This is a genomic window from Streptomyces sp. NPDC006193 (genome assembly GCF_040613915.1).
Classification (GTDB): domain Bacteria; phylum Actinomycetota; class Actinomycetes; order Streptomycetales; family Streptomycetaceae; genus Streptomyces.
This window is the reverse complement of sequence record NZ_JBEXTB010000032.1, coordinates 1-17594: the sequence shown is the minus strand read 5'-3', so window position 1 is coordinate 17594 and position 17594 is coordinate 1. Positions and strand designations below refer to the sequence as shown.

The window sequence follows — 17594 nt, the reverse complement described above, 5'->3', positions numbered from 1 at the left end:
GGGAACGTCCCCTTCTTCGGTCCGCGCTCTACGGTGACTGAGGCAGAACGCGCCCCCGCTGCGTACACATGCGTGGCGGGTCGGATGTGCGCCCGCCGGAGCGGCACGTCAGGATGGGCGAGGGCCCGTACTGACGGAGCCGTAGTCACGAGGCAACCAGGGAGCAGGCGGTATGAGCACTTCAGCGCAGATCGGTGTCACGGGCCTCGCGGTCATGGGCCGCAACCTCGCCCGGAACTTCGCGCGCAACGGCTACACGGTCGCCGTCCACAACCGCACGTCGGCGCGCACGAAGGCGCTGGTGGAGGAGTTCGGGCACGAGGGCGGCTTCGTCGCGGCCGAGACCGCCGAGGAGTTCGTGGCGGCCCTGGAGCGCCCGCGCCGCCTGGTGATCATGGTGAAGGCGGGTGAGCCGACGGACGCGGTGATCCGCGAGTTCGCCCCGCTCCTGGAACCCGGCGACATGATCATCGACGGCGGCAACGCGCACTTCGCCGACACCCGGCGCCGGGAGCGGGAGCTGCGCGAGCGGGGCATCCACTTCGTCGGGACCGGCATCTCCGGCGGCGAGGAGGGCGCGCTCAACGGGCCGAGCATCATGCCGGGCGGTTCGCCGGAGTCGTACGAGTCCCTCGGCCCCATGCTGGAGAAGATTTCCGCGAAGGCGGCCGACGGCGCGCCCTGCGTGACCCATGTCGGCCCCGACGGGGCCGGGCACTTCGTGAAGATGGTCCACAACGGCATCGAGTACGCCGACATGCAGCTGATCGGCGAGGCGTACCAGCTGCTGCGCGATGTCGCCGGGTACTCCCCCGCGCAGATCGCGGACATCTTCCGCACCTGGAACACCGGCCGGCTGGACTCCTACCTGATCGAGATCACCGCCGAGGTGCTGTCCCACGTGGACGCGGCCACCGGCGAGCCGTTCGTGGACGTGGTGGTCGACCAGGCCGAGCAGAAGGGCACCGGCCGCTGGACCGTGCAGATCGCGCTCGACCTGGGCGTGCCCGTGTCGGGCATCGCGGAGGCCGTGTTCGCCCGGTCGCTGTCGGGTCACGCGGCGCTGCGGGAGGCCTCGCGGGGCCTGGCGGGGCCGAAGCCGTCGGCGCTCGGCGAGGCGGAGGCGGCGGCCTTCGCCGACCGGGTGGAGCAGGCCCTGTACGCCTCCAAGATCGTGTCGTACACGCAGGGGTTCCACGAGATCGCCGCGGGCAGCGAGGAGTACGGCTGGGACATCGACCTCGGCCGGGTCGCCTCCATCTGGCGCGGCGGCTGCATCATCCGGGCGGCCTTCCTGGACCGCATCCGCGCCGCGTACGACGCCCGCGCCGACCTGCCGAGCCTGCTCTCCGACGAGACCTTCGCCGGCGAGATCGCCGCCGCGCAGGACGACTGGCGCGAGGTGCTGGTCGCGGCGACGCGGCAGGGGGTGCCGACGCCCGGGTTCGCGGCGGCGCTGGCGTATTACGACGCCCTGCGCGCGGAGCGCCTGCCGGCGGCGCTGACCCAGGGCCAGCGGGACTTCTTCGGCGCGCACACCTACCGGCGGGTCGACCGGGAGGGGTCGTTCCACACGCTGTGGGGCGGCGAGCGGGACGAGGTGAGCGCGTAGCGGACTGCGGTCCGGGCGCGGGTGCCGCCCGGGGCTGCGGTGGTGCGGGGCGCGGGTGCCGCACGGGGGCGCCGTGGTCGGGGCGCGGGTATCACGGGGCCGGTGTCGCACGGGGGCGCCGTGGTTCGGGGCGCGGGTGTCGCACGGGGGCCGGTGTCGCGCGGGGCGCGGGTGTCACGGGGGCGGTGTCGCACGGGACCGGTGTCGCACGGGGCGCGGCTGGCGCGGGGCCCGTACCGCGCGGGGCGCGGCTGTCGCGGGGCCCGTACCGCGCGGGGCGCGGGTGTCACGGGGCCGGTGTCGCACGGGGCGCGGGTCGCGGGCCGGTGCCGCGCGGGCGGGTGCTGCTCCGGAGCGGGGCGCGAAGTGAGCGCGGGACGCGTGGACCGCGTACGCGTGGCGCGTGCACCGCGTGCGCGTGGACCGCGTACGCGTGGCTGGTGCGGCGGGGCCTGAGCGGAGCGGCCGGGGGCGCGGGGCTCGTGCGTCGCGGCCGGCACGGAGGAAGCGGCTGACGCGGGGGTTGGCTTCGGCGCGCCGGTTGACGGGGGCGCGCGGGTTCGACCGGAGCGGAGTGACCCGGTGCGCGAATGCCGTGCGCGAACCCGCGTAGGTAGCGCATCCCGCCGCCGGGCCCGGCGGCGGCGGGCTTGGCATCGGCCTTGTCGGTGGCCCGGAGCCGCTCCTCAAGGCCAACCTCGCTGGAAGCACCGCGCGGCCGCGCATCGACTTGGCGGTGTGTGTGGGGGTACGGGGGCGGGTCGCCCGTGGCGGGGCGCCGCTGCCCGCGCCCCCTGCGGGGCCGCTCGGTCCCGCTCCTCAGGTGAGGGGCGGGCCGGGCTCCGGGTTCGGTACGGGCTCCGGCCCCGGCGGGACCGGAGACGGCGAGGGGCCCGGCGGGCCGGGGTGCGGCGGCGCCGGAGGCGGCGTCGGGTCCGGTCCCGGCGCGGGCGGAGTGGGCTGCGGGCCCGGTTCCGGGGGCGGGACCGGGCTGGGGTACGGATCCGGCGGGGTCGGGCCCGGGGTCGGGCCCGGCGGGACCGGGTCGGGGTGCGGGTTCGTCATGGGGTCCTCCGGCAGTCACTGATCGTCGCCTCTGGAGTACTCCCCCGCCTACCCGGCCGGCCCCCGGTCACTCACCCGGCAGGGCGAACCGTCGGCGAACCGTCCCGCAGAACCCGTCCTCAGAAGCGGCCGGGGTGCGCAGCGAGCCACTCCTTCGCGGCGCTGCGGAGCGCCGGGTCGGCGGGCGGAGCGGCCTCGGGGTGGCGCTCGGCCCACGTGACGACGTACGGGCACAGCGGGGCCACCGGGACGCCCTCGCGCCCGGCGAGGGCGTACAGCTCGCGGGCGAGCGACCCGGCGATGCCCTTCCCCTCGTGGGCGGGCTCGACGACGGTGTGGACCGGGACGAGCGCGCGCCCGGGGGCCTCGAGGAGGAAGTACTCGATGCGGCCGACGACTTCACCGTCGCCGACGGCCTCCAGGCGGCCCGCCGCCCGGTCGTCGCGGATCTCGATCTGGCTCATGGGCGCACGCTCCTGGTCCTGGTTCTGGTCCTGCCCGGCCGGTCAGGCCGACGCCGGGACGGCCTGCGGGCTGCGCTGCTGGTCGGATCCGGGCGCCGGCTCGGACGGGTCGGACCCCAGGGACACGATCCGGTTGTCCGCGTCGACGTGCACGATCCGGGGCCGCAGCTCGCGCGCCTCGGCGTCGGTGACCTGGGCGTAGCTGATGATGATCACCAGGTCCCCCGGGTGCACGAGGTGGGCGGCCGCCCCGTTGATCCCGATGACCCCGGACCCGCGTTCACCCTCGATGACGTACGTCTCCAGACGGGCGCCGTTGGTGATGTCCACGATGTGCACCAGCTCGCCGGGCAGCAGGTCGGCGGCGTCGAGCAGATCGGCGTCGATCGTCACCGATCCCACATAGTGCAGGTCGGCCTGGGTGACGGTGGCACGGTGGATCTTGGACTTGAACATGGTACGCAACATCGGGGCACCCCCAAAGGTAGGCTCCCTGCCTGCGTTTTTGCAGGTCAAGGGCTGCTTCGACACCCTACAACGAGTCGCATCTCCGGGCAGCTCTCCCAGTATTCTCCAGGATTCATGCTGACCACTTGCCGACTCGTCTGATGCGTCGTCAGGCGATTGAGGGGGGCTTCGCCGGCTCTCCCGTCCCCCGCCGCGACGACGGCACAAGCGTACGCAGCGCCCCCTCACAGCCGTCCGTGATGACCGTCACCCGGGCGGTTCGGACGGCAGTCGGGGGCGAAGGCGGTCGACCGCGGGCCGGGCCACGCGCCACCCCGGGTCGGCTGCCCAAGGGCCATACCGCCCTGCGGATGCCTGGATCGAGCCGCGGAGCTGGTCGCCACGGCCCTGATCGTGTTGACCGCCCCCGGCAGGCAGTGCTGGAGTCGGCACGTGGACAGCATCCCCGCCAACCGGCGGCTCTGGAACCGGATCAGCAGCGCCTACCAGCACGAGCACGACCCGCGGATCGGCGCCACACCCCGGCTGTGGGGCATGTACTCCATCCCCGACGCGCACCTGCACGCCCTGGGCGACGTCGCGGGCAAGCGCGTCCTCGAACTGGGCTGCGGGGCCGGCCAGTGGTCCAGGGCGCTCGCCGCCGAGGGCGCCACCGTGGTCGGACTCGACGTGTCCGAAGCCCAACTCGCGGCAGCGGCCCGCGCGATGGGAGCGGTCCGCTACCCGCTGGTGCAAGGCGCCGCCGAACGGCTCCCCTTCGCCGCCGACAGCTTCGACCTGGTGTTCTGCGACTTCGGCGGGCTCAGCTGGGCGCCCCCGCACCTGGCCGTCCCGCAGGCCGCACGCGTCTTGCGCCGAGGCGGGCGCCTGGTGTTCAACGTCGCCAGCCCGTGGTTCGAGGTCTGCTACGACGAGGCCGCGAGCCGCGTGACCACGACGCTGCAGCGGGACTACTTCGGGCTGGGCGCCATCGCCGAAGGCGACGGCGCGACCAGCTATCAGCTCACCTACGGCGACTGGGTCAGGGTCCTGCGGGGCGCGGGTCTCGTCATCGACGACCTCGTCGAGCCGCGGCCCGCACTCGGAACGCCCAACGGCTACAACGAAACCGACCCACCCGACTGGGCGCACCGCTGGCCGGCGGAACTGCTCTGGGTGACCCACAGACCGTAGGGTCTCAGCCGCCCGTCGTGGACGGGGCGTCGCCCCTGGTCTCCTCCTGCTCGGCGAACGACATCTCGGGCGGCGGGGTGCGGAAGCCGCGGGTCAGGTACGTCAGGTAGAGCACGCCCGTCCCCAGCCAGATCAGGCCCAGGGTGAGGGCCTTGCCGTCGAGGTTGCAGAGCAGGTAGACGTCTACGACGGCGCCGATCGCGGGAGCGACGGCGCTCGAGAACGGGTTGGGCCTCAGCCCCTCGCGGCGCGCCCGCGCGTACATGGCGAGCACCGCGATGTTGACGAAGGTGAAGGCGACGAACGCGCCGAAGTTGATGAACGAGGTCGACGTGGCCACGTCCAGGCGCAGGGCGATCAGGCCGACCGCTCCGGTCAGCGCGATGTTGAGCGCGGGGGTGCGGTAGCGCGGGTGGACGCGGGCGAACACCGTGCGGGGCAGGGCGCCGTCGCGGCCCATGGCGAACAGCAGCCGGGAGGTGCTGGCCTGCGCCGCGATGCCGGAGGCGAACTGCGCGACGACCAGCCCGGCGAGGAAGACCGACGAGAACAGGTCGCCGCCGATGGTCGTGGCGATCTCGAAGGCGGCCGAGCCGGAGTCGTCGAAGCGGCCGCCCGGGTGGGCGAGCTGGGTGGCGTACGCGACCGCGATGAAGACGGCGCCGCCGATCAGCGCGATGAGCAGGATCGCGCGCGGCATGGTGCGCTTCGGTTCGACGGTCTCCTCGGTGAGCGTGGTGACCGCGTCGAAGCCGAGGAAGGAGTACGCGGCGATGGCCGCGCCCGCCGAGATGCCCGCGGCGGTGGTGGCGCTGTTGGTGAACGGCGCGGCGCTCACCAGCGCGCCCGCGCCGCCGGTGTCCACGACGTGGCGCAGGGACAGCAGGACGAAGAACACGATGACGAGCGTCTGCAGCACCATCAGCAGGTCGTTGACGCGCTCGGCGGTCTTGATGCCGCGGATGTTGAGGGCCGTGGTGACGGCCACGAAACCGATGATCCACACCCAGAACGGCACTCCGGGGAACCGGGCCTGGAGGTAGGCGCCGCCGATGAGCCAGATGACCATCGGGAGGAAGAAGTAGTCGAGCAGGGTCACCCAGCCGACGAGGAAGCCCACGCGCGAGTCGACGGCCTTGCGCACGTAGGTGTACGCGGAGCCCGCCACCGGGTACGCGGTGGCCATCCGCCCGTAACTGTGCGCCGTGAACAGCATGGCGAGCAGCGCCAGGAGATATGCGGTCGGGACGGCGCCGCCGGTGGTCTCGGCGACCACGCCGAAGGTGCCGAGGACGATCAGCGGGGTCATGTAGGCGAGGCCGAACAGGACGACGGCTCTCAGGCCGAGGGTGCGCGCCAGAGCGGGGGCGCCGTCATTGCCGTGGGACATGGGGACTCCGGGGAACGGGTGGGGACGGGGAGCGGGCGGCAGCGCCGGTTGGGGCCGGGACGGGGCACGCCGCCGGCGTGCGGCGCGAGGGGAGCGGGTCAGGTCGCCCGGGTGTGTCCCTGCGGCCGCCAGGTGCGGGGATCGATGCGGCCGCCGTACAGGGGCAGCTCGATGGGGCTGTCGGCGTCTGTGAACTGGTCCCACATGCGGTTGAGGCCCGCAGTGCCGTAGGTGCGGACGCGGGTGACGTCGTCCAGGTCGATCACATCGGTGAGGACGGTGCTCCCGGCGCCCGTCGCCTCGGTCCGGATCCGGCCTTCGGGGTCGACGGTGAGGCTGTGGCCGGTGCCGACGGGGCCCGCGGTGTTCACGCTGACCACGTGGACCTGGTTGACGATGGCGTTGGCGCGGGCGAGGACGATCTCCTGGGCCCGGTCGGCGGTGGTGGTCATGACGGGGTTGACGATGACCTCCGCGCCCTTCCACGCCAGGTGCCGGGCGACCTCCGGGAACCAGGCGTCGTAGCAGATGGCGAGCCCGATCCGCCCGGTGCCGGGGATGTCGACGACCGTGAACCGGTCGCCGGGGTCGTACGGCTCGCTCGGCCGCCACGGGAAGACTTTGCGGTACGAGGCCGCCAGGCGCCCCTCGGGCGAGAGGACCACGGCGGTGTTGAACAGCCGGCCGTCCGGGCCGCGCTCGCAGACCGTGCCCGGCACCAGCCACATGCCCAGGTCTCCGGCGATCTCGGCGAGTTCCCTGACCCGGGGGCCGTCGAGCGGCTCGGCGATGTCCCGCAGCCGCCGGTCCGCTTCCTCGCCCAGGGCGTCGACGCCGCAGAGGTGGAGTTCGGGGAAGACCGCCAGGCGGGTCTGCGGGAAGCGGACGCGGATGTTCTGCGCCTCGTCGGCGAAGCCGCTGAGGGGGGCGTCGGCGGGCCGCTGGGGGAGCTGGGCGACAGCCAGGGGAAGTGCGCGGGACATGAAGGGAAACTAGTTCAGAATGAGCACTCAAACAAGAGTGTTCAGGATGAACACTTTTCGCTCCGGCCCCGCCCGGCGCCCGCGGACGGGCCGTTAGGGTGTCACCATGCCCGGCACTGACGACGCCACGACAACCAGGCTCACCGCCCCCGCACTGAGCGGCGTACGCAGGCTGTCGGCTCTGGAGGCGGTACGCGCCAGGATCGCGCTCGCCGTCGACCTCGGCCTGCTCTCCCCGGGCGAGCGCCTGCCGGCGACCGCGCGGATCGCCGAGGCACTGGGGGTCGCGGAGATCACCGCGCGCCGCGCCCTGGTCCGCCTGTGCGCGGACGGCGTCCTGGAACGGCGGCGCGGCCGGGGCGGCGGCACCCTGGTCGCCGAACGGCCGCCGCGCGGCACGGTGGTCGCCACCGACGCGTACCGCTCGGACACCGCGGCGGTGCACCAGCTGATCGACCACCGGCTCGTCCTGGAGTGCGGCATCGCGCACCTCGCCTCGGTCCGCGTCGGCGAGGAGGATCTCGCCGAGCTGCGCTCACTGGTCGAGGAGATGGAGCGGGCGCCGAGCTGGGCGGAGTTCCACGGCAGCGACGAGCGGTTCCACCTGCGTCTCGCCCGCGCGACCGGCGTCCCGTCGGTCACCGGCCAGTACGGCGCCGTCCTGCGCGAGCTGTACCGCTACTACCTGCCCTACCCCCTGGATGCCCTGCGCGCCTCCAACGACGAGCACCGCATGCTGCTGGACGCCCTGGAGCGCAGGGACGCGGCCGCGGCGGGCGAGGTCGCGCGGCGGCATGTCGAGGTGCTGCACCGGACCATGTTCGTCGGCCTCCTCGACGGCGGCGCGGGCGACGACGCCGGTGCGGGCGACGACAGCGGCGCCGGCGCCCGCGCCCGCGCGGATCGGTAGGAGGCCCCCCGGGGCACGGCCGGTGCCCGCCCTCCGGAACGACCGCCTGGTCCGCGCCGAACGCCGCGCCCGCGCGCTCCCCCGGCTCCGGCGCGTCCGCGCCCCGCGCTGCACGACCACGCCGTGCCCGCTCCCCTCCGCGTCGGCCCGGCGCACGCGCCGGCGGCCGAGACGATGCTCGACGGCCGCTGCGCCGGCAGCCGCCGGGAGGTCACGGTTGCGTCCCGGGAACCAGGTGGCCTGCCGAGCGTGGTGGTGCGAGCGGCCGGATCGGACTCGTCGGGCGGGAGAGCCCGTCCGGAGCATTGACGGGTGGTGAGGCTGTCACTAGTTTCCCCGAGCGCGCCCGTCCCCACCGCGGCGTGCACCCCTCTCCCTCCGCCCTCTGATCCCCCCCACGTCGATCGGTCCCGGAGCCCCCCATGAAGCCCCACAGGCTTGTCCTCGGCCTTTCCCTCACCGCTCTGACAACGTTGTTCCTCGGGACGGCCGCGCAGTCGCCGGCCTCGGCCACCGCCGCCGCGGTGTGCAACAAGTACTGCGACGCCCGCGACCCCGCCCTGAGCCCCCAGGACCGGCAGCCGGTGACGGCCGCGCTGTCGGGACGCTCCCTCGTGCTCCACTTCGACGACGCCGACGCGATGGGCTGGGCGTCCATCGACAACGGCGCCGCCGGCGACGAGGTGTGGCTCGACCGCAGTTTCGACGGCGGCCGCAGCTGGGCCGCCGGCAGCAAGCTCGGTGACACGGCGGTCCCGTCCGGCGGGCGCGGATGGCGGACGCTGATGTACAACGTGGACGACTGGAGCACCCAAGGGGTCGGGGCGCTGCGGGCCTGCGGGCAGGCGGCCGGTGCCATCGCGTGCACACCGTGGGCGCGCACCACGTGGAACGCCGGTGACCGGCGGACCGCCGCGGCGACCGCGCTGATGATGTCGTACGACCGCACCACCAAGCTGTTCGGCGGCAACGGGTGGTGGACCGCGGCCAACGCGCTGACCGCGATCATCGACAACGCCCGGATCACCGGCATGGGCAGCTACACGTACACCGTCGCCCAGACCTACGACAGGAACATCGGCGCGCAGGGCGGGCAGTTCAGGAACGGATACCTGGACGACACCGGCTGGTGGGGCCTGGCCTGGGTGGCCGCGTACGACATGACCGGCGACAGCCGCTACCTGAACACCGCCCGCGCCGACGCCGACCACATGTACGCCAACTGGAACGGCACCTGCGGCGGCGGAGTGCGGTGGAACACCAGCGGCAACTACAAGAACGCGATCACCAACGAGTTGTACCTCCAGCTCACCGCCGCCCTGCACAACCGCATCCCCGGCGACACCACGTATCTGAACCGGGCGAGGAGCGAGTGGTCCTGGTTCCGGAACAGCGGCATGATCAACGGCAACAACATGATCAACGACGGTCTCAGCGACGCCTGCGTCAACAACGGCCAGCCGACGTGGACGTACAACCAGGGCGTGGTGCTGGGCGGTCTGACCGAGCTGTACCGGGCCACCGGTGACTCCGCGCTGCTGACCACCGCCCGCACGCTGGCCGACGCCTCGACCGTCCGGCTGCAGACCGACGGGGTGCTGCGCGAGCCGAACGAGGGCGACTCCTGCACCGGCGACGGCCCCAGCTTCAAGGGCGCGTACGTCCGCGGCCTGGGACGGCTCAACACCCAGCTCGGCGACCACCCGTACACCCGGACCCTCGGCAACTGGGCGAACACCGCCTACAGCCGGGACCGCAACGCCCTCGACCAGTACGGCCCGCACTGGGGCGGCGGCCCCGGCGCCCCGGACTACGGCTGCCAGCAGAGCGCCCTGGACCTCCTCGACGCGGCCGGCTGAGCCCGGCCGTCGACGACCGGGGCGGAGCGCGGTCCGACTGGAAGCGTTGACCGGCCCGTTGTGGAGGAGGCACACCCGCGCAGCATCCCGGGGCATGGCCCGAGCCGGCCATGCCCTCACCCCGACACGGAGGAGGAAGACACATGAGGCGTCTCGGAATCGGGCTGGTCGCGGTGATGACGGCAGCCCTCGGCCTCGGCACGGCCCTGCCCGCAACGGCCGGCACGACGGGCGCCGGGCCCCACCCCGCAGCGGCGTCCGCGCCCTTGCGGTTGATGCCGCTGGGTGACTCGATCACCTGGGGCGTCGGGAGTCCGTCGGGCAACGGCTACCGGGGCTTCCTCTGGGACCGGCTGGCAGCCAAGGGCTACACCGAGGACTTCGTCGGCTCGGGGCGGAACGGGTCGATGTCCGATCCCGACAACGAGGGTCACTCCGGCTGGCGGATCGACCAGATCGCCGGCATCGCGGACGCCACGCTCAGCCGCTACCGGCCCAACGTCGTCACCCTGGAGATAGGCACCAACGACCTCAACGGCCTCTACCAGGTCTCGACCGCGCCCGACCGGCTGAGCGCGCTCATCGACCGGATCACCGCAGCCGCCCCCGACGCCACCGTCCTGGTCGGCACGGTGATCGTCTCCACCAGCAGCACCGAGGAACCGGTCCGGCCGGCCTTCAATGCCACGCTGCCCGGCATCGTGCGGGCCAAGCAGGCCGCGGGCAAGCACGTCCGCCTGGTCGACATGGGCGCTCTGACCACCGCGGACCTGTCGGATGCCCTGCACCCCAACGACAGCGGCTTCAAGAAGATGGCCGATGCCTTCGGCGCCGGCGTCCAGGCCGCCGACGCCGCGGGCTGGATCAAGCCACCCGTGACCGTCACGACCGGCCCGGTGCGGTAGGCCCTTCCGTTCGGACCGGGCCGGTTGTGGGCTGCGGCGCCTGCCGGCCGACCCGAAGGGAAGCGCGGTGCAGATCCGGTCCGGCGACGGCGCCGACGCGCGAAGGTGGACGGCGTCCTCCGACGGCACACGGGTGGTGGTCCGGGGCTGCCGTGACGGCGCCAAGCAGCGCTCGTCCGCGCCGGGCGCGGGAACGGGGCCGAGTCCGCCGGGAAGTCCGCGGCAGGACGGTGGCGTCGGCGGTGGCCTCGGCACAACTCGCCCGGCACCGGGCTTCCTTGGTCGCGGGACCGGCACCGTCCGGCCCGCTGCACGAACGGCGCGAAGGCTTGGGGCCGCGGGCACCGGTGCCCGCAAGTGGCCGGACTGGCGACGGACGCCGCACCGACGGCAAGTCAACTCATCCTTGGTATGGACCAGTTGGGTTCACGCGACTACCCTGTCGCTGCACTGAGAGCGCTCTCAGTGCCCAGCACGTCCGGGATGCGTGCGTCACCCGGCGTGCTCCCCCACAGCTGACCGGAAGGAAGCACCCCCCATGCTTCACATACGACCGCGCCGCGCCACCGCGCTGCTGCTCGCGCTCGGAGCGGGCATCGCGGCCCTCGCCCCCACCGCCCAGGCCGCTCCCGCCGACGGGTCCGGCGTCCCCGAGATGTCTCCGGGTCTCGTCCAGGCGATGCAGCGGGACCTGCACCTGACGAAGTCCGAGGCCGAGCACCGGCTGCAGGCCGAGCGGCACGCGGCCGACGTGGACCGGCGGGCCCGGAGCCTCGCCGGCCGTGCGTACGCGGGCAGTTGGTTCGACGCGCGCACCGGGAGACTGACCGTCGCCTCGACCGATCCGTCCCTCGCGGACGAACTGCGCGCGACCGGCGCCGACGTGCGTCCGGCCACCTACTCCGCCGCTCGGCTGGACGCCGTGAAGAAGCGGCTCGACGCGGCCGCGGCGCCCAAGGGCGTCGCCGCCTGGCGTGTGGACCCCAAGGCCAACCGCGTGATCGTGGACGTCGTCGCCTCCCGCCGATCGGACAACGATGTCGAGTCCTTCGTCGCCAAGGCGCTGCGGGCCGGCCCCGTCCAGATCCGCGAAGTGAACGCGGCGCCCCGGACGTTTGCCGCCGGCACCGTCGGCGGCGACCCGTTCTACACGGGCAACGTCCGCTGCTCCATCGGCTTCTCGGTCCAGGGCGGGTTCGTCACCGCCGGGCACTGCGGCCAGGCGGGGGCCGCCGTCAGCGGCTGGGACCACTCCGCCGTCGGCGCGTTCCAGGGCTCGTCCTTCCCCGACAACGACTACGCCTGGGTGAGCGTGGGCAACGGCTGGTGGACCGTGCCCGTGGTGCTCGGCTGGGGCACCGTGCCCGACCAGTTGGTGCGCGGCTCGGCGGAAGCCCCGGTCGGGGCCTCCATCTGCCGCTCCGGCTCCACGACCCACTGGCACTGCGGCACCGTCCTGGCGACGAACGAGACGGTGAACTACAGCCAGGGCGCGGTGCACCAGCTCACCAAGACCAGTGTGTGCGCCGAACCGGGCGACTCGGGCGGCTCGTTCATCTCCGGCGACCAGGCCCAGGGCGTCACCTCCGGCGGCTGGGGCAACTGCTCCAGCGGCGGTGAGACCTGGTTCCAGCCGGTCAACGAGATCCTGAACCGCTACGGCCTGCGCCTGCACACGGCGTAGAGCACAGGGGGCCGGAGACCGCCGCGGTCGTCACCGCGCGCTTCTCCGGCCCCCGATGCGCATCCCTTTGGGCCCGTGCAGGGGGGTGGCTGGAGGCGGCCCGGTCGCTCCGGGAGGGCGGCGAACCCGCCCGGGACGGTCCGGAGCGCGGGCGCGGCCCGGTGAAGCCTCAGCCCGGCAGGCGCTCGGGCGGATGCCCGAGGGCGCACGCGCACCGGTGACCGCGCACCCCCGCACCAGGCTCCGGCGGACGCCGTCCCGTCCGGGGCGCGGGAAGAGGTGACCTCCGCCGGCCCGGTTCCCCGCCGGAGAAGTCGCTCCGGCGCACCCGGCCGAACGGGTGACCGTCGGCGAAAGAGCCGGCGGGGAGCGCGGCCAGGGGGGCCAGCGGGACGGCGAAGGCCGCCGGGCACGCCCGTACAGCGGGCGGGCCGCCGCTTCAGCCACCGCAGGGTCGGGGTGGCCGCGCCCGGCCGCTGTGCGCGCCGCACCGGACGGCGAGGTCCACCGCGGGGGCGGGGCCGGCAGAACGCCGCGATGCACACCTGTTCCGGCGCAGCGCATCGGCCTTCCCCCCGCGTGCGTCGCCCCGCCGCTGGCCGGCAGCCGGCAGTCGGCAGTCGGCAGTCGGCAGTCGCGGATCGGAGTGGGCCGGGTCCCCGTCCCTGGTCCCGTTCCCCGGCGTCGACCAGGGACGCGCGCGACCGGCATGCGCCGCCCGCGCACCGTGGGACAGCCCGGCCGCCCGAAGGTCCCCGCGCCCGCACCCCGGGCGCCCCATGCCTCCACCTCAGAGCATCCTGGCCGCACGCGGACGCCGTCCGCGCGCTCCCGCCGCCCCGCTGGGGCCCGGCACCACCTCCTCCGGGCGCGCCTCCGCCACACCGGGCCGCTCGCCCCACCGGCATCTGCCCCCCCCCCGCAGCGCCCCGAGCTCCTCGCCGCACCCCTACGCGCCCTCCCCGCGTCCACACCCCGCCCCCTGGGTTGCCACCCCTGCCCGGACGGACGTATAACGTTGCAAGCCCGGCCGGAGGACTCGTGCCGGGGCCACGGCTCCGGCACCGGGCGCGCACCGACCGGTCCAGGCTCGGCAGCCCACCGGAAGGAACCTCGTGCGGGTCAGCCTCAAGGACGTCGCCGCGCACGCGGGCGTGTCCATCAAGACCGTCTCCAACGTGGTGAACAACTATCCGTACGTCACTCCCGCGATGCGCGAGCGGGTGCAGCGGGCGATCGACGAGCTCGGGTACCGGCCCAACCTCACCGCACGGCACCTGCGGAAGGGCCGCACGGGGATCATCGCGCTCGCCCTGCCCGAACTCGGCAACCCCTACTTCGCCGAACTCGCCGCCGCGGTCATCGACGCCGCCGCCGAGCACGACTACATCGTGCTGTTGGACCACACGCGCGGACAGCGGGAGCAGGAGGTCCTCGTCAGCCAGGGGTTCCGCGCCCGGGTGATCGACGGCCTGATCCTCAGCCCGATCGAACTCGAGGCGGAGGACCTGCGCGACCGGGCCGAGCACGTGCCCCTGGTGCTGCTCGGCGAGCGGCACTACGACCTGCCGTACGACCACATCGCCGTGGACAACGTCGCCGCCGCACGCACCGCCGTCCGGCACCTGATCGCGCTCGGCCGCCGGGAGGTGGCGTTCATCGGCGCGCGGCAGGGCCACAACGAGCCCGCCCAGTTGCGTGTCCGGGGCTGGCGGGAGGAGCTCATGGCGGCCGGGCGGTCCGCCGACGACGGCCTGGTCGCCACGACCGACGGGTGGGGCCATGCGGACGGTGCGGCGGCCATGGCCCGCATCCTGGACACCGGCCGGCGGCCCGACGCGGTGTTCGCGTACAACGACCCGGTGGCCATCGGGGCGATGCGGGTGCTGCACGAGCGCGGCCTCCGGATTCCCGAGGACGTCGCCGTCGTCGGCTTCGACGACGTGATCGAGGGGCGGTTCGGCATGGTGAGCCTCACGTCGATCTCTCCGGACAAGGAGGCCATCGCACGACTCGCCGTGGAGTCGATCCTGCGGCGGCTTGAGGGCGAGGCCCCCGAGCCTCGGCGGATCTGGGCGGAGTACCGGCTGATCGAGCGCGAGAGCACGAGGGGCCGGGTCCCGGGGGCGGACTCGCCGGCGGGCTGACGCAGACGACCCGCCGAGGAACCGGCGTTCCGGGAGGTCTTCGCCGGCCTACGCGGAGGAGGGTGTGCCCGTGGTCCGGTGCCCGCGCTTCGGCTCGGTGGGCTCACGCCGCTTGAGCCCTGCCGCGACCGGGCGCGCACCCCGGCCCGGCATCCCTGCTCCGGCGCGGCGCGCGGGCAGTTCCGCAGCCCCGCTCGGACGCGGCGCGCCCGCGGCCCGGCGTCCCCCGCTCCCCGACAGCGCGCCCGCACCCCGGGTCCGCAGCCGGGACCGAGGACGCCGATGGTCTTGTGACCCGTGCTTACAACGTTGTAACGTCGCTCACCGCAAGCCGCCGACGGGTTCCCGCGCCGCCCGCGGACGGCGGTCCGGCCTCCCCGCCCGCCGGTGTCCCCGCCCGCCGGCGGCCGCGTCCGGCTCGGCTCCGCGTCGGCCCCGCCCGCACGGTGCGGCCCCGGCCGGGTGTCTCCCCGTCCCGTCCCGCAAGGAGGAGATCTTGCCCGTCCCCGCCCTGTCGTCCGCCCCCTTCGGCGCCACCCCGTCCGGCACGCCCGTCGAACGCTGGGTGCTGCGCAGCCCGAGCGGAGTCGAGGCCGCCGTGCTGACCTACGGCGCCGTGCTGCACTCGCTGCGCGTCCCCGGCCGCTACGACCCCCGGCCCGCCGAGGTGGTGCTGGGGCTGCCGGACGCGGCGCAATACGCGGCCCAGGGGGCCTATCTGGGCGCCGTCGTGGGGCGCTTCGGCAACCGCATCGCCGAGGGCGTCTTCACCCTCGACGGGACGGCGTACCGGGTGCCCGCCAACGACCGCGGGAACGCCCTGCACGGAGGCCCGGACGGCTTCGACCGGCGGGTGTGGAGGGCGGAACCGGGCCGCCGGCCGGACGGCGCGCCGAGCCTGCGGCTGCACCTGGTCAGCCCGGACGGCGACCAGGGGTTCCCCGGCACGCTGGAGGCGTCCGTCACCTACACCCTCGCCGAGGACGGCTCCCTGAGCCTGGACTACCGCGCCGTCACCGACCGCTCCACCGTGGTGAACCTGACCCACCACGCCTACTTCAACCTCTCCGGCGACCCGGGCCGCAGCGTGCTGGAGCAGCGGCTGACCCTGGAGGCCGACGCCTACCTGCCCATCGACCCGACGGGCATCCCGCTGCCCGGCGCCCCCGCCGCGGTGGCGGGGACCCCGTTCGACTTCACCCGCCCGCACCGGGTCGGCGACCGGGCCGGCGAGGCCGACGAGCAGCTGGCCCGGGGCGGCGGGTACGACCACTGCTGGGTGCTGCGCGCCCGTCCGCGGCGGGGCCCCGGCCTGGCGCGGGCCGCCCGGCTGGAGGATCCGGCGAGCGGCCGCGTCCTCGACGTGCACACCACCGAGCCCGGACTGCAGCTGTACACGGGCCAGTTGCTCGACGGAACGCTCACCGACACCGCGGGACGCCGCCTCGGCGCCCATGCGGGGATCTGCCTGGAGACCCAGCACTTCCCGGACTCCCCCAACCGCCCCGACTTCCCCAGCACCGTCCTGCGGCCGGGCCGACCGCTGCGCAGCCGCACGGTGCTGTCGTTCCCCCACATCGGCCGCCGCGCCGAGTCAGGTCGTGCGCAAGGGGTTTACAGCCCTCTTCCAACGATGTAAAACCCTCGTGCGGACACTGCAGTCGGCACACCAGCCCCACGAGGCCACCGCCTCACCGCTTGCCTGCTGTCACGCCTCATGTTTCCAGCGCCACCGGATCGGGGTCACCATGAAGCGCACCATTCACCGTCCTCAGCTCCTCACCCGCCCGGTTGTCGTGGCCCTGGCAGCCGCCGTGGTCCTGACCGCCGGCGCCTGCACGAAGTCCGAGGACGAGGCGTCGGCGGCGCCGAGCGGCTCCTCCGCCGCCGACGCCGGGCAGCAGGTCGTCACCCCCGAGCCGGGCGGCAAGAACTGCACCGCCGACGCCTACGGCGCGAAGAAGATCGACCTGAAGAGCGCCACGGTCGGTTTCTCGCAGTCGGAGAAGGAGGCGAACCCCTTCCGGATCGCCGAGACGAAGTCCATCAAGGACGAAGCCGGCAAGCGGGGCGTGAAGCTGCTGACCGCCAACGCCCAGTCCCAGTTCTCCAAGCAGATCAGCGACGTGCAGGACCTCCTGGCCAAGGGCGCCGACCTGCTGGTCGTCGCGCCTCTCAACTCCGACGGCTGGGAGCCGGTCCTGCGGGCCGCCGCCGCCAAGCACGTGCCCATCGTCACCATCGACCGCAAGATCAACGCCACCGCCTGCAAGGACTATGTGAGCTTCATAGCCTCCGACTTCGTCGAGCAGGGCAAGCGCGCGGCCGACCAGATGATCGAGGCGACCGGGGGCAAGGGCGAGATCGCGATCCTGCTGGGCGCGGCGGGCAACAACGTCACCACCGAGCGGACCAAGGGCTTCAAGGACCGCATCGCCGAGAAGGCGCCCGGCCTCAAGGTCGTCTTCCAGCAGACGGGCGACTTCACGCGGGAGAAGGGCCAGCAGGTCACCGAGCAGCTGATCCAGTCCAAGCCCGGCATCAAGGGGATCTACGCCGAGAACGACGAGATGGGTCTCGGCGCGGAAGCCGCCCTGAAGGGCGCGGGCAAGAAGCCCGGGGCCGTCAAGATCGTCACCGTGGACGGCACCCGCAACGCGGTCCAGGCCATCGCGGACGGCTGGATCAGCGGTGTGATCGAGTCCAACCCGCGGTTCGGGCCGCTCGCGTTCCAGACCCTGGAGGCGTTCACGCAGGGCAAGCCGGTCCCGCAGGACATCGTCATCCAGGACGGCGCGTACGACGCGAAGAACGCCCGGCAGGACCTCGGCAAGGCCTACTGACCACCCCGCGCGGGCGTCCGGGAAGACGTCGTCCAGGAGGAGCACTCCGGCCGGGTTGCCGGCGAAGGGGCGGTCGGTGAAGGCGTCCACG

At 73.8% G+C, this 17594-nt stretch carries 12 protein-coding genes and 1 pseudogene; 9 read left to right on the top strand and 4 right to left on the bottom strand.

All coding sequences use genetic code 11. From position 1 onward, the window contains the following. Window positions 1-172: 172 nt before the first annotated feature. On the top strand, window positions 173-1612 hold the full coding sequence (gndA, locus tag ABZ261_RS24485; RefSeq protein ID WP_356862588.1) for an NADP-dependent phosphogluconate dehydrogenase: 1440 nt from the start codon (window positions 173-175) through the stop codon (window positions 1610-1612). 1184 nt (window positions 1613-2796) lie between these two features. Here gndA and ABZ261_RS24480 read toward each other — a convergent pair. Both ABZ261_RS24480 and panD read right to left on the bottom strand, forming a co-directional pair. Next, window positions 2797-3141, bottom strand: a complete 345-nt coding sequence (locus ABZ261_RS24480) for a GNAT family N-acetyltransferase (protein WP_356862586.1) — start codon at window positions 3139-3141, stop codon at window positions 2797-2799. Window positions 3142-3183: 42 nt separating this feature from the next. Then, a complete protein-coding gene (gene panD / locus ABZ261_RS24475) occupies window positions 3184-3609 on the bottom strand; it encodes an aspartate 1-decarboxylase (RefSeq protein WP_356862584.1) in 426 nt (141 codons plus the stop codon). Window positions 3610-4041: 432 nt separating this feature from the next. Between panD and ABZ261_RS24470 the strand changes: the two genes are divergently transcribed. Continuing rightward, window positions 4042-4782, top strand: a complete 741-nt coding sequence (locus ABZ261_RS24470) for a class I SAM-dependent methyltransferase (protein WP_356862582.1) — start codon at window positions 4042-4044, stop codon at window positions 4780-4782. Window positions 4783-4786: 4 nt separating this feature from the next. Here the strand turns inward: ABZ261_RS24470 and ABZ261_RS24465 are convergent, their stop codons facing one another. Together ABZ261_RS24465 and ABZ261_RS24460 are read right to left on the bottom strand one after the other, a co-directional pair. Then, on the bottom strand, window positions 4787-6172 hold the full coding sequence (locus tag ABZ261_RS24465; protein WP_356862580.1) for an APC family permease: 1386 nt from the start codon (window positions 6170-6172) through the stop codon (window positions 4787-4789). 98 nt (window positions 6173-6270) lie between these two features. Continuing rightward, on the bottom strand, window positions 6271-7155 hold the full coding sequence (locus ABZ261_RS24460) for a carbon-nitrogen hydrolase family protein (protein WP_356862578.1): 885 nt from the start codon (window positions 7153-7155) through the stop codon (window positions 6271-6273). 106 nt (window positions 7156-7261) lie between these two features. Here ABZ261_RS24460 and ABZ261_RS24455 point away from each other — a divergent pair, with 106 nt between their 5' ends. The 7 genes and pseudogenes from ABZ261_RS24455 to ABZ261_RS24425 all read left to right on the top strand — a co-directional run bounded on the left by ABZ261_RS24455 (window position 7262) and on the right by ABZ261_RS24425 (window position 17503). Then, window positions 7262-8065: an FCD domain-containing protein gene (locus ABZ261_RS24455; RefSeq protein WP_356862576.1), complete on the top strand. Its 804-nt coding sequence runs from the start codon at window positions 7262-7264 to the stop codon at window positions 8063-8065. A 422-nt stretch (window positions 8066-8487) separates the two neighbouring features. After that, window positions 8488-9924, top strand: a complete 1437-nt coding sequence (locus ABZ261_RS24450) for a glycoside hydrolase family 76 protein (RefSeq protein WP_356862575.1) — start codon at window positions 8488-8490, stop codon at window positions 9922-9924. Window positions 9925-10067: 143 nt separating this feature from the next. Continuing rightward, window positions 10068-10799: pseudogene (locus tag ABZ261_RS24445) on the top strand (SGNH/GDSL hydrolase family protein); the annotation flags it as partial. Between the two features lie 568 nt (window positions 10800-11367). Then, window positions 11368-12513, top strand: coding sequence for a S1 family peptidase (locus ABZ261_RS24440; protein ID WP_356862573.1), 1146 nt, complete (start codon window positions 11368-11370; stop codon window positions 12511-12513). A gap of 1115 nt (window positions 12514-13628) precedes the next feature. Then, on the top strand, window positions 13629-14660 hold the full coding sequence (locus ABZ261_RS24435) for a LacI family DNA-binding transcriptional regulator (RefSeq protein ID WP_356862571.1): 1032 nt from the start codon (window positions 13629-13631) through the stop codon (window positions 14658-14660). A 496-nt stretch (window positions 14661-15156) separates the two neighbouring features. Continuing rightward, window positions 15157-16299: an aldose epimerase family protein gene (locus ABZ261_RS24430; protein WP_356862569.1), complete on the top strand. Its 1143-nt coding sequence runs from the start codon at window positions 15157-15159 to the stop codon at window positions 16297-16299. A 109-nt stretch (window positions 16300-16408) separates the two neighbouring features. After that, on the top strand, window positions 16409-17503 hold the full coding sequence (locus ABZ261_RS24425) for an ABC transporter substrate-binding protein (RefSeq protein WP_356862567.1): 1095 nt from the start codon (window positions 16409-16411) through the stop codon (window positions 17501-17503). Window positions 17504-17594 lie beyond the last annotated feature (91 nt).

Excerpts from the sequence above, each read along its gene's own strand:
- ABZ261_RS24450 (WP_356862575.1), top strand. The coding sequence starts at position 8,488 with ATGAAGCCCCACAGGCTTGTCCTCGGCCTTTCCCTCACCGCTCTGACA.
- ABZ261_RS24480 (WP_356862586.1), bottom strand. The coding sequence starts at position 3,141 with ATGAGCCAGATCGAGATCCGCGACGACCGGGCGGCGGGCCGCCTGGAG.
- ABZ261_RS24465 (WP_356862580.1), bottom strand. The coding sequence starts at position 6,172 with ATGTCCCACGGCAATGACGGCGCCCCCGCTCTGGCGCGCACCCTCGGC.
- ABZ261_RS24455 (WP_356862576.1), top strand. The coding sequence starts at position 7,262 with ATGCCCGGCACTGACGACGCCACGACAACCAGGCTCACCGCCCCCGCA.
- ABZ261_RS24460 (WP_356862578.1), bottom strand. The coding sequence starts at position 7,155 with ATGTCCCGCGCACTTCCCCTGGCTGTCGCCCAGCTCCCCCAGCGGCCC.
- ABZ261_RS24440 (WP_356862573.1), top strand. The coding sequence starts at position 11,368 with ATGCTTCACATACGACCGCGCCGCGCCACCGCGCTGCTGCTCGCGCTC.
- gndA (WP_356862588.1), top strand. The coding sequence starts at position 173 with ATGAGCACTTCAGCGCAGATCGGTGTCACGGGCCTCGCGGTCATGGGC.
- ABZ261_RS24425 (WP_356862567.1), top strand. The coding sequence starts at position 16,409 with ATGAAGCGCACCATTCACCGTCCTCAGCTCCTCACCCGCCCGGTTGTC.
- panD (WP_356862584.1), bottom strand. The coding sequence starts at position 3,609 with ATGTTGCGTACCATGTTCAAGTCCAAGATCCACCGTGCCACCGTCACC.